At 62.0% G+C, this 11,435-nt stretch carries 13 protein-coding genes; 8 read left to right on the top strand and 5 right to left on the bottom strand.

Annotated features, from left to right (window positions below):
* Positions 1 to 157 precede the first annotated feature (157 nt).
* From msrA to Q390_RS0105305, 5 genes are all read left to right on the top strand, one after another.
* Positions 158 to 694, top strand: coding sequence for a peptide-methionine (S)-S-oxide reductase MsrA (msrA, locus tag Q390_RS0105325; RefSeq protein WP_027995135.1), 537 nt, complete (start codon positions 158 to 160; stop codon positions 692 to 694).
* 124 nt (positions 695 to 818) lie between these two features.
* A complete protein-coding gene (locus tag Q390_RS0105320) occupies positions 819 to 1,085 on the top strand; it encodes a hypothetical protein (RefSeq protein ID WP_027995134.1) in 267 nt (88 codons plus the stop codon).
* Between the two features lie 10 nt (positions 1,086 to 1,095).
* Positions 1,096 to 1,494: a hypothetical protein gene (locus Q390_RS19025; protein WP_051603045.1), complete on the top strand. Its 399-nt coding sequence runs from the start codon at positions 1,096 to 1,098 to the stop codon at positions 1,492 to 1,494.
* A gap of 231 nt (positions 1,495 to 1,725) precedes the next feature.
* Positions 1,726 to 3,750, top strand: a complete 2,025-nt coding sequence (locus Q390_RS0105310) for a TonB-dependent receptor domain-containing protein (protein WP_051603059.1) — start codon at positions 1,726 to 1,728, stop codon at positions 3,748 to 3,750.
* 155 nt (positions 3,751 to 3,905) lie between these two features.
* Positions 3,906 to 4,859, top strand: a complete 954-nt coding sequence (locus Q390_RS0105305; RefSeq protein ID WP_027995132.1) for an AEC family transporter — start codon at positions 3,906 to 3,908, stop codon at positions 4,857 to 4,859.
* On the opposite strand, the gene Q390_RS17610 is transcribed toward Q390_RS0105305, so the two are convergent.
* The 3 genes from Q390_RS17610 to Q390_RS0105290 form a co-directional block, all read right to left on the bottom strand.
* Positions 4,813 to 5,904 (bottom strand): site-specific integrase, encoded by a 1,092-nt coding sequence (locus Q390_RS17610; protein ID WP_245606869.1) that lies wholly within the window; start codon positions 5,902 to 5,904, stop codon positions 4,813 to 4,815. The two genes, Q390_RS0105305 and Q390_RS17610, sit on opposite strands and share 47 nt — an antisense overlap.
* A gap of 134 nt (positions 5,905 to 6,038) precedes the next feature.
* Positions 6,039 to 6,701, bottom strand: coding sequence for a pyridoxamine 5'-phosphate oxidase (pdxH, locus tag Q390_RS0105295; protein WP_027995131.1), 663 nt, complete (start codon positions 6,699 to 6,701; stop codon positions 6,039 to 6,041).
* Positions 6,698 to 7,267 (bottom strand): gamma-glutamylcyclotransferase, encoded by a 570-nt coding sequence (locus tag Q390_RS0105290; protein ID WP_084153786.1) that lies wholly within the window; start codon positions 7,265 to 7,267, stop codon positions 6,698 to 6,700. The genes pdxH and Q390_RS0105290 overlap by 4 nt, the downstream gene beginning before the upstream one ends.
* A gap of 118 nt (positions 7,268 to 7,385) precedes the next feature.
* On the opposite strand from Q390_RS0105290, the gene Q390_RS0105285 reads away from it, so the two are divergent.
* From Q390_RS0105285 to eda, 3 genes are all read left to right on the top strand, one after another.
* On the top strand, positions 7,386 to 7,916 hold the full coding sequence (locus Q390_RS0105285; protein ID WP_027995129.1) for an OmpA family protein: 531 nt from the start codon (positions 7,386 to 7,388) through the stop codon (positions 7,914 to 7,916).
* A gap of 136 nt (positions 7,917 to 8,052) precedes the next feature.
* Positions 8,053 to 9,906, top strand: a complete 1,854-nt coding sequence (gene edd / locus Q390_RS0105280) for a phosphogluconate dehydratase (protein WP_027995128.1) — start codon at positions 8,053 to 8,055, stop codon at positions 9,904 to 9,906.
* A complete protein-coding gene (gene eda / locus Q390_RS0105275; protein WP_027995127.1) occupies positions 9,897 to 10,535 on the top strand; it encodes a bifunctional 4-hydroxy-2-oxoglutarate aldolase/2-dehydro-3-deoxy-phosphogluconate aldolase in 639 nt (212 codons plus the stop codon). Before edd ends, eda begins: the two co-directional genes overlap by 10 nt.
* A 74-nt stretch (positions 10,536 to 10,609) precedes the next feature.
* On the opposite strand, the gene gloA is transcribed toward eda, so the two are convergent.
* Both gloA and soxZ read right to left on the bottom strand, forming a co-directional pair.
* Positions 10,610 to 11,023, bottom strand: coding sequence for a lactoylglutathione lyase (gene gloA / locus Q390_RS0105270; RefSeq protein ID WP_027995126.1), 414 nt, complete (start codon positions 11,021 to 11,023; stop codon positions 10,610 to 10,612).
* Positions 11,024 to 11,098: 75 nt separating this feature from the next.
* Positions 11,099 to 11,425, bottom strand: a complete 327-nt coding sequence (gene soxZ, locus Q390_RS0105265) for a thiosulfate oxidation carrier complex protein SoxZ (protein WP_027995125.1) — start codon at positions 11,423 to 11,425, stop codon at positions 11,099 to 11,101.
* Between the last annotated feature and the right edge of the window lie 10 nt (positions 11,426 to 11,435).

The following is an 11,435-nucleotide window of genomic DNA, read 5'->3' as shown; positions in this document are numbered from 1 at the left end:
CTGTAGCAGCGGCCACGCCTTATATCCCCGCGCAAGTGCGTCGGCTTCGCCTTTGGGCCGTTGCGGCCAGCGCACTTGGACGGGGTTTTACGGCGCGGTCGATAATCGTGCCGTTCCCACCCCGGGAATGTGAATGACACCCACCCAGGAGAGACCCATGCCCTTGCAAACCATCACCCTTGGCGGCGGCTGTTTTTGGTGCACTGAGGCCGTGTTCGAGCGCGTGCGCGGCATCACGCAAGTGCAAAGCGGCTATTCCAACGGCCAAGCGCTGCGCCCTACATATGAGCAGGTGTGCAGTGGTCGCACCGACCACAACGAAGTGGTGCGGCTGACGTTTGATCCGGCCATCATCAGCGTGGAGCAGCTTCTGGAGATCTTTTTTGCCACCCACGACCCGACCACGCTGAACCGCCAGGGCAACGATGTGGGCACCCAATACCGCAGCGGCATTTACTTTCACACGCCCGAGCAGCAACAGGTGGCGCAGGACCTGCTGCAGCAACTGTCGCAAGACGCAGTGTTTGACGCCCCTCTGACCACCGAGGTGCTGCCCGAGCAAAATTTCTGGCCGGCGGAGGACTACCACCACCAGTACTACGCGCGCAATCCGAACCAAGGCTACTGCGCCGCCGTGGTTGGCCCCAAGGTGGCAAAATTTCGCAAGACCTTTGCACAGTTCCTCAAGCCTTGAGGTGCAAGTTCTGATGTCGTCACATGGGGGCTATGGGGCCAAAATATGAGTCAAACAGCGCTCTGTCCCTTACCCATCCAGCGCTATAAGCTATGATTTTTGATTTCACCGTGAAAGAAGCTGCATGAAGACCTTGCTTGCCTCCCTCGCTTGGCTGCCTTTCCTTTTGGCTGGCGCTGGGGTACACGCGCAGGGCGATGCAGGCAAGGGCCATTCGGACAAGGAAACCCAGATGGATGTGCAGCGCCACCGCGCCATGGCCGCTGCGCATGAGGCCGCCGCCCAATGCCTGGAGTCGGGCAAAGGCGAAAGCGTGTGCCAAAAAGAACTGCTGGCCGCCTGCAAAGGCCTGGCGATTGGCCCGTACTGCGGCATGAAGCACGCACACTGATTTTTTGACAATGCATCCCCTGGCCTGTCCCGCTGTTGCCCGCTTTCAACGCCTTTGGCAGAGTGTGTTGGGCTATGCCCTGCTGCTGGCCTTGGTGTTGGCGCCGACGCTGGGTCAAATCCACCGCGCGCTGCACGGGCCGGGCCACTTTGCCAGCGCTGGCGCCTACAGTCCACACAGTGCCCAGCCGGTTGCCTTCTCGCTGGCGTCGCTGTTTTCGGTGCACCAGGCCAGTGATTGCTTATGGCTCGATCAGCTCACACTGGCCGATAGCCCACCCAGTGCAGGCCCTGCGCTGGTTCACAGCGTCCCTGATGCACAGTTTTGGGCTGACACGCCCCTGGCGCCGCATTGGCAGCGCAGCCAGGCCGCCTTCGAAGCCCGCGCGCCGCCGTTCTGGCTGGCGTAGCTCCATTTTTCACTCATTTATTGATAGCTTATAGCGCTTTCTCAGTAAGCGTTATAGGGCTTTTTTACACCCATTCGTTGCCCGGCATTGCCTGGCAGTGGCTGGCGTGCGCTTTTTTTGGATCAAACCATGACAAATATTTCCTACTGCTACTTTCCATCCATCGATCTGCGCGGCCATGCCGGCACCCTGGGCAACAGAGCATGGCCTTTGCAGCCGCTGTCCTTGGCGATGGCGTTGCTACTGTCGGGCACGGCTTCGGCCCAAACACCCACTTCCAGCCCACCAGAAACCCTGCCCCAAGTCACCGTCTCCGCCAGCGGCTTGCAGCTGGGCGCCAGCGACATGACTACCCCCGTCAGCGTATTGGAGGGCGACGAACTGGTGCGCCGCCGCGAGGCCACGCTGGGTGAAACGCTCGCCGGTGAGCCCGGCATCACCAGCAGCCACTTTGGCGCCGGCGCCAGCCGCCCGATCATTCGCGGCATGGACGGCCCGCGTGTCAAAGTCCTCTCGGACGGAGCCGAGCTGCATGACGCCTCCACCATCAGCCCCGACCATGCGGTGGTGTCCGAGCCGATGTTGGCGACGCACATCGAAGTACTGCGCGGCCCGTCGGCGCTGGTCTATGGCGCGGGTGCGGTCGGCGGCGCGGTCAACGTGCTGGACAGCAAAATCCCCACCGCTATTCCCCCGAAAGGCTACGAAGGCAGCGCCGAACTGCGCGCCAGCAGCGGTGCGCGTGAAGCGGCTGCGGCGTTGTCGCTCACGGGCGGCGCCGGCAACGTGGCCGTCCACGTCGAAGGCGTGGCGCGCGATGCCAGCGATTACCGCGTCGGCAGCGGTTGGGCGGGCGGTAACAAAGTGGAGGGCAGTTTCAACCGCACCGACACCGGCAGCATTGGCCTGTCGTGGGTGGGCGACCGGGGCTATCTGGGCGCGGCCTATACCCGCCAGACCGCGCGCTATGGCCTGCCGGGCCACAACCACAGCTTTGAAGGTTGCCACGCCCACGGCAACGCGCTGCACTGCGGTACGCATGGGCTGGATCATGGCGATGGCGGCGATAGCGGCGATGGCGGCCATGAAGACGAGCACGGCGCTGTCCCGGTGGTCGATCTGCGCAGCGAGCGCTTGGATATGCGCGGCGAATTGCGCCAGCCGTTTACCGGTTTTTCTGTGCTGCGCCTGCGTGCGGGCGTGACGGATTACGCCCACGATGAAATCGAAGACGGCGCTGTCGCCACCACCTTCAGCAACAAGGCCTACGACGCCCGCATCGAACTGCAACACGAGCCGATCAACGGTTTCAAGGGCTTGATAGGCCTGCAAACCTCACAGCGCAAATTCCGCGCCGAAGGGGCCGAGGCCTATATCCAACCCACCATGACGCGCAAAGCCGGCCTGTTTGTGCTGGAGGAGTACCGTTTGGGCGACTGGCGTTTCGAGGCCGTCTTGCGCCACGACCGTCAGAGCGCCCAGGCCCAGACCAGCGGCATAGAGCGCAGCCACAACGGTACTTCAGCATCGGTGGGCGCGGTGTGGAAGTTCAGGCCCGGCTATTCGCTGAGCGCCTCACTCACCCGCGCCAACCGTGCCCCATCGGCCGAAGAGTTGTATGCCCGCGGCCTGCACATGGCCACCAGCACCTATGAACGCGGCCATGCCGATTTGCGTTCAGAGACCTCGCAGAACATCGACCTGGGTCTGAAGAAAACCAGCGGCGATACCACCTTCGGTGTGAGTGTGTTCAGAAACCACATCCAGAACTACATTTACGGCCGCACGCTCGATGAGATCGACGGCCTGCAACTGCTGCAATACAGCCAGCAGGACGCCACTTTTACCGGCATCGAAGGCCAGGTGCGCCAGCGCCTCACACACCACCTGGGTGTCACGCTGTTTGGCGACACTGTGCGTGCGCGTTTGGCGGGCGGTGGCCTGTTGCCGCGCATCCCGGCCAAGCGTGCCGGTGTGCGGATGGATGCGAATTGGAACGCCTGGGAAGGCCAAGCCGAATGGGTGCAGGTAGCCCGTCAAAATCGCGTGGCCGAGTTTGAAACCGCCACCCCTGGCTACGGCATGTTGAATCTGGGCGTGACCTACAGCGCGCACATCAACGGAATGCCGTGGCAGTTGTATGCGAAGGCCAACAACCTGACCAACCGTTTGGCCTATGCGCACACCTCGTTCATCAAGAGTGCCGCGCCGCTGATGGGGCGCAGTATGGCAATCGGTGTGAAGGTGGCTTTCTAAGCTTTTTTGATAGCTTAAACCGCAGGTAAACAGGGCGTTTCAGGGTTAAAAATACCTGAAACGCCATTTTTGCTTGCGGTACTAGCTATCGACATTGATGCGCCCAAAACTAAAATCATACTAATGCTGCTTCGATTGCTGGCTGGTTGCCACTTGTGAATTCCCCTGTTTTTTCCGCGTTAGTCCCTGTCATCCTGTTCATCTGCCTGGGGTTTTTCTGCGCCCGCTGGGGCTGGATCCGAGCAACAGCGGTCAAGGATTTGTCCAATTTGGTGTTCATGGTGCTGACGCCGGCGCTGCTGTTTCGCACCATGAGCACGGTGCAGGTCCAGCAATTGCACTTTGAACCCGTAGCCGTCTATTTTTTGGCGGCGGGGCTGATTTTTGTCACTGCGCTGCTGCGCCATGGCTTCAGCACATTGGGCGCGGTGCGCGGGCTGGCCTATACCTTCAGCAACACCATCATGATTGGCGTGCCACTGGTCGGACTGGCGTTTGGTGAGCAGGGGTTGGTGACGCTGTTCACGCTGATTTCCGTGCACTCACTGATTTTGCTCACCTCGGCCACGGTGGTGTTTGAGCTGGCCGCTGCACACCAGAGCGCACGCGCTGGTGGTCACGCGCCGCCCCATCTGCTGCGCACCGTGGCGCAGGCCGTGCGCAGCGGCATCCTGCACCCGGTGCCGCTGCCCATCCTGGTCGGACTGGCGTTTGCGCAGACTGGGCTGGTGCTGCCCGAGGTGGTGGACAGGCCGCTGCAACTGCTGGGTCAGGCGCTGGGGCCGCTGGCACTGCTGCTGGTCGGTGTGACACTGGCCTTTGGCCGGGTCGGGGCGTTCTTTTGGCCCGCATTACGCATTGCACTGCTCAAAAATACCGTGCATCCGCTGGTACTGGCCGCTTGCGGCTGGGCGCTGGGACTGTCTGGTTTGTCGCTGGCGGTGATGGTCGTGGCGGCGTCGCTACCAGTGGGAGCGAACGTGTTTTTGTTCACCCAGCGCTATGACGTAGCGCAGGACGAAGTCACCGCCAGTATTGCCGTATCGACTGCGCTGGCGCTGCTTACGGTGCCGGTGGTGTTGTGGTGGGTGTCGCGCGGGCTGTCGTAGCCGAGCTTTGGTGCGATCCCCACTTGTGCTGCAAGTGCCCCAGCGCACGGCTGCTTTCCACGCCAATGCGGCGCACTACTTCTGCCTCGGGGATACCGGCCTGCAACCAAGTGACGATGGCGGTATTGCGCAGCACCTGCGGGCCGACGCGTTGCAGCGGCCATTGCTGTGCTGTAGCGGGCAGGGCGGCGTAGGCTTCCTGGATCACTTTCGATGCCACATGGAACAGCGCCCGAATCGACAGCGGTCCGCCTTTTCGTGAGTGGAATAGAGGGCCTGACAGCGTGGCGTCGTGCGCCTGGCGGTATTGGTGCCACTGCACCAATGCAGCGCCCACAGCAGGCGTCAGCGCCAGTTGGCGCTGCTGGGCCTTGCGCGCGCCGTCAATCTGCAAAGCGACTGGTACCGCTGCCGACTGCACGTCGAGAGGTTGCCCCTGGGCATCCAACAGACTGTCGTCCTGTAAGGCGCGTACCTCCTCTGGTGCAAGCGCCAGCTCGTACAACAGCAACAAAATCGCCCGGTCGCGTGCGCCCTGCAAGCTGTCTGCCGACGGAAAATGCGCGGGCAGCAAGGTCCACAGGGCAGGGGGCAGGCAGTGGCCTAGCTGATCGACTGCGCGCGGACGCTCGGCCAGGCGCAGTTGCATCACCGGGTTGCTCTGCAGCCAGCCTTGCTGCACAGCAAAGGTGTAGACGCGGTCCAGCACGCGCCAATAGCGCCGCCGCGTCACTTCGCTCAAGCTGCGATCTGGCTGGTGACCCGCCCGCTGGCCTGGACGGATGCGCAAAAACCGCGCTACATCTTCGCCCTGGGCCTCATGCCACAGGCGCGGCGCGGGCAGGGCGCTGGCGTTACTGTTGTGCCAGTCGCCATCGTCCGGCGTGGTGGGCGACAGGCATTCCAGCCACGCATGCCAGATGTTTTCATAGACGCCCTGGGGCTCGGGACTGAGGGACTGGAACGGTTTGCGGCTTTCTTCGGTCAGCCACAGCTGAAACAACAGAGGACCGGTCGGCAGTGGAGAGGGTAGAGTTTGCTTCATGCTTTGAATGTAACTTACATGCGTTTTTAATAAATAAAATTTTTTAAAATATGCTCAATCAACATTGTTAAACAATGTACAGGGGGACGTGCTATTCGTCCCATCCCGTTCGATTGCACCCTATGAAAATTGCATCAAGGCGCCAGTCGCTCACGCACCCAGGCATCGCCGTCCTGGCAATAGTGCAGCCGATCGTGCAGCCGGCTTTTGCGTCCTTGCCAAAACTCCCAAGCCTGTGGTCGCAGCAGAAAACCTCCCCAGTGCGGCGGGCGGGGCGGGTTCAGCAAAAATTGTGCGCCATATTTGGCAGCATTTGCCACCAACACACCGCGCCCGGAAATCACCTGGCTTTGCGGGCTGGCCCAGGCACCAATGCGTGAATCGAGTGGGCGACTCTTGAAATAAGCGTCGCTTTCGCTGTCGCTGACTCTTTCGACCACGCCCTCAATACGTACCACGCGCTCCAGCTCGACCCAGTGAAATTGCAGTGCTGCAAACGGATTGCCGGCCAGCTCGCGGCCCTTGCGGCTGTCGTAATTGGTGTACCAGACAATGCCGCGCGCATCGCAGTCCTTGATCAGCACGACACGTGTGCTCGGACGCAAATCGCTGCCCACCGTGGCCAGGGTCATGGCATTGGGCTCGGGCACTTGCGCGCTGATGGCTTCTTGCAGCCATTGCTCAAATTGCTGCAAGGGCAGGGCGTGCGACGCGCTTTCGTTGAGCTCGGCGCGCTCGTAGCTCTTGCGCAGGTCGGCCAGGGCGGAGGGGATAACAGGGATGGCGGGGGTAGTCATGCGTCGATTGTGCCGTGCGCTGTTTGTGCCAGCGCCAGCAGCCGTGCCAGCGCACGATCATGGATACCCACAGCGTGCAGTCCTTCATAAGTCGCGTGGGCATAGTCGCGCGTACTGCCATAGCGTCCGCTGGCGTGGCAAAAAATATGCCGATAGGTAGCAGCATCCAGCGTGCCAGTATGGCTCGGGCTGTGGCGCGACAGCGTAAAGGCCAGCGCACTGACCGTGCCTTGCGATGTCTGGCAAGGCAGCCAGCGCGGGTCGTACACCCCGACGGGCATTTCGCGCTGCCACAGAGTCTGCATGACGGTACGTGCCTGGGATTGCACCACCCGAAACACCACTCCCCGGCAACTACCGCCCGACAACATGCCAAACACCAGGCCTGGGCATTGCGGTGTACCCCGGTTGATGTGGCTCCACATCTTCAGCGCCCGGTGCCAACCATGCACGCGTGCGTCACGCCGCTCGGTAAATTCAAAATCCGGGCGCCAGATCAGTGAGGCATAGCCAAAAATCCACAAATCACGCTGACCACCCCATTCGTCGAGGGCACGTTCGAGCATGGGTGCTGGATCACGGTCACAGCGGGGAGCAGCAGCAAAAGGGTTCATGGCAAATCAATACGACTCTACAATTAAGGGTTTTTCCTAGTCCACCATTATTTACGAGGGAGTTTTCCAGATGTCTTCCAGCAGTTCTGACGACAGCCAAGAGCGTTTTGCCTTGGGTTTCTTGTTTGCCTTGATTATTCTGATCCTGTCCACCGTCGTGGGCGTGGTGGTTTACAAGCGCGGCATCACCCCTGCGCCAGTTGCCAGCAGCATTGCAGCACCCGCCAACATGCCTGCGGCGGTTGAAATTGTGACCAATGTGGAAGACGGCCCCAGCGTACGTGTGGAAGACGGTATCGTGAAGTTCTACTTTGCCTCGGGCCAAGCCGATATTGCGGCCGGCGCCAACGACGCCCTGGCCGATGTGGTCGCCGGCGTGACGGCAGGCAAAAAAGCCGTGATCTCCGGCTTTCATGACGATACCGGCGGCGCCGCCATGAACGCCGAACTGGCCAAGCAGCGCGCTTTTGCCGTGCGCGATGCTTTGATGGCGCTCGGCGTGACCGAAGCACAAATTGAATTGAACAAGCCTGAACAAATGCAAGCCAGCGGCAGCAATCCAGAAGCCCGCCGCGTCGAAGTGATGCTATCAGCTGACTGATCCCGAGCATTCACGACACACCAGACACAACCCGGCGCCGCCGGGTTTTTTACGACTGGTGCCGGGTTTTTTACGACTGGTGCCGACTGGTCGCTACGATGATCGTCTCGATTGCAAGCTTTGAAAGGCGCGTCCAATGACATTTCACAGCACCGTCGCTGCCATCACTGCAGTGACGCAGCGCATCCGCGAACGCAGCGCGCCCAGGCGGAGTACCTACTTGGAGCGCCTGCACGCCATGGCGCAACGCCCACCCGGTGCGCAGCGCCTGGGCTGCGCCAACGTCGCCCACGCCTTTGCCGGTCTGCCGGTCAATGACAAACTGCGCATCGTCGCCGAGCGTGCACCCAATATCGGCATCGTCACGGCCTACAACGATGTGCTCTCAGCCCACGCACCGCTGCAGCATTACCCTGACCTGATCAAAGACGAAGCCCGAAAACACGGCGCCACCGCGCAAGTAGCCGGTGGCGTTCCCGCCATGTGCGACGGCGTCACGCAGGGCACACCGGGCATGGAATTGAGCCTGTTCAGCCGCGACGTGATCGCCATGGCCACCGCCGTGGCCCTCAGCCACGATGTGTTCGACGCTGCCTTGCTGCTGGGCGTGTGCGACAAAATCGTGCCCGGGCTGCTGATCGGCGCGCTGCACTTTGGTCATTTGCCCACGGTGTTTGTGCCGGCTGGGCCGATGACCAGCGGACTCTCTAACCCCGCCAAAGCCCAGGTGCGCGAGCAAGCCGCGCAAGGCCTGGTTGGCCGCGCCGAGCTGCTGGCGGCTGAATCGGCTGCCTACCATGCACCCGGCACCTGCACCTTCTACGGCACGGCCAATAGCAACCAGATGCTGCTCGAAGCCATGGGCTTGCAAGTGCCGGGCACGGCTTTCATCAACCCAGGCGAAAACCTGCGTGCCGAACTCACGCGCGAAGCGGCGCGCACGGCGTTGGGCATCACCCGTGCGCAGCACTTCACGCCTATCGGTCAGCTGGTAGACGAGCGCGCCATCGTCAACGCCATGGTGGCCCTGTTGGCCACCGGCGGCTCGACCAACCACCTGATCCACTGGGTGGCGGTGGCACGCTCGGCCGGTATCCGCATTGACTGGAGCGACTTTGCCGATCTGTCGGCCGTGGTGCCACTGCTGGCCCGCGTCTACCCCAACGGCAGCGCTGACGTCAACCAGTTCCAAGCCGCAGGCGGACCGGGCTACGTGATCCGCGAGCTGCTGGACGCTGGCCTGATGCACGCCGACGTGCTAACGGTGCGCCCGGGCGGCCTGCGCGAATTCACCCGTATCCCGCAGGCCAGCCCCCATGGCAGTTTGGTGTGGCAGGACAGCGGCGCCAGCGGTGACGACAGCATCTTGCGGCCTGTCACCGCGCCGTTCAGCCCCACCGGCGGCCTGCAACTGCTGCAAGGCAATTTGGGGAGGGCGGTGATCAAAGTATCCGCCGTGCCTGACGACCGCCACACCATCGCAGCGCCGGCGCGGATTTTCGACACGCAAGACGCCTTATTGGCTGCCTTTGACTCTGGCGAACTGGAGCGCCTGTGTGCTGACCATCCCAGCCACGGCCTGATCTGCGTGGTGCGCTGGCAAGGCCCACATGCCAACGGAATGCCCGAACTGCACAAACTCACGCCGCCGCTGGCCGTGTTGCAAGGGAAGGGCTACCGCGTGGCGTTGGTGACCGATGGGCGCATGAGCGGCGCCTCGGGCAAAGTGCCTGCCGCCATCCATGTCTCGCCCGAAGCTGCCATGGGCGGCCCGCTGGCCAAACTGCGCGACGGCGACTTGGTGCGCATAGATGCCAACACCGGCCAGCTAGAAGCGCTGGTAGAGACTGCCACTTGGGCAGCACGCCCGACCGACCCCTTTCCCGCCGACTTGGCTCTGTCCAACAGCGTAGGGCTGGGCCGCGAACTTTTTACCGGAATGCGCCGCAACGCACTGAGCGCCGAGGAGGGCGCCTGCACATGGCTCTGAACACACCCTTGAGCGCCCTCGATGTGGTGCGCGACGCACCCGTCATTCCGGTCATCGTGCTGCACAAAGTGGAGCACGCAGCGCCGATGGCACGCGCGCTTCTGGCGGGTGGCATTCGTATGTTGGAAGTGACACTGCGCTCCCCAGCCGCCCTGGCCTGCATAGAAGCGATAGCCCGCGACGTCCCCGGTGCCGTGGTCGGCGCCGGCACCGTGCGCAGCGCCAGCGACGCGCGCAGCGCCAGTGCGGCGGGGGCGCGCTTTCTGGTCAGCCCCGGACTGACCGCCGCCGTCGCCCAGGCCAGCCGTGATGTACAACTGCCGCTGCTGCCCGGCGTAGCGACAGCCAGCGAAATCATGCAAGCGCAAGCAGAGGGACTGCAGGTACTAAAATTTTTCCCCGCCTTGCAAGCCGGCGGTTTGGCTATGCTGCAAGCCTGGCAAGGCCCGTTTGGTGACGTGCTGTTTTGCCCCACTGGCGGCATTCATGCCGGCAATGCGCCCGATTTTTTAGCGCTGCGCAACGTCGCCTGCGTCGGCGGTTCGTGGCTGGTGTCGCAGGACGCGCTAGATCAGGGTGACTGGGCGCGTATCACGGCACTGGCACGTGCCGCTGTGGGTCTGCAATAAATATCAGTAAAAAGGCCTTTAATGCTTACTGGATAAGCGCTAGCAGCTATCAAAAATATAGCTTTAGTTGTGGCTCAGCGCAGGCCGCTACCAGCATCGCTTTCGGCCCGCTGGATCAGTTCGATCTTGTAGCCATCCGGATCGGTCACAAACGCAATCACCGTGCTGCCGCCCATGACCGGCCCAGCCTCGCGTGTGACGTTGCCACCAGCGGCTTTGATTTTTTCGCAGGCAGCGTAAGCATCCGGCACACCCAGAGCGATATGGCCGTAGGCGTTGCCGTGGTCATAGCTCTCGGTGCCCCAGTTATAGGTCAGCTCAATTTCTGCTTGGCCGGGGTTACCGCTGCCAAAGCCCAAAAACGCCAGCGAGTATTGGTACTCGGGGTTTTCGGATTGGCGCAGCAGCGTCATGCCCAGCACCTGGGTATAGAAATCAATCGAGCGTTGAAGGTTGCCAACGCGCAGCATGGTGTGTAGGAGTCTCATGGCCGCGATTGTGCCGGCAGATCAAACACCAGGCAGGTCGTGGTGCCGCGCAAGTTTGCTGAAGGAAGCTAGGTTTCAACCCACGGTGATGGTCTTTTGTGTGCTCAGCATCTGGCCCGTATCGTCCTTCCAGTGCAGGTGTAGCACGCCACTTTCGCGCGCCAAGAAGGTGAATTCGATATAGGGATTTTGCGAGACGGAGATGCCCGGCTCCCAGCTGAACAGCAAAGTGTTGCCCAACCGCGCTTCGAAGCGGGTGACGATGTTGCGTGGGCGCAGCTTGCCCTCTGCATCCTGGCGCAGGCCGCTTTCCATGGTGTGCTCCATCTGCGCGCGCACGCGCAGCACCTCATGTTTGGCGGGTGTGGCGTTACTGACCCAGATACGGGGTGGTTTTTGCATCGCGTATTCC

The organism is Simplicispira psychrophila DSM 11588 (assembly GCF_000688255.1).
In the GTDB taxonomy this organism is placed as follows: Bacteria; Pseudomonadota; Gammaproteobacteria; order Burkholderiales; family Burkholderiaceae_C; genus Simplicispira; species Simplicispira psychrophila.
The sequence above is the reverse complement of the archived record's forward strand: the minus strand, read 5'-3'. Positions and strand labels throughout refer to the sequence as shown.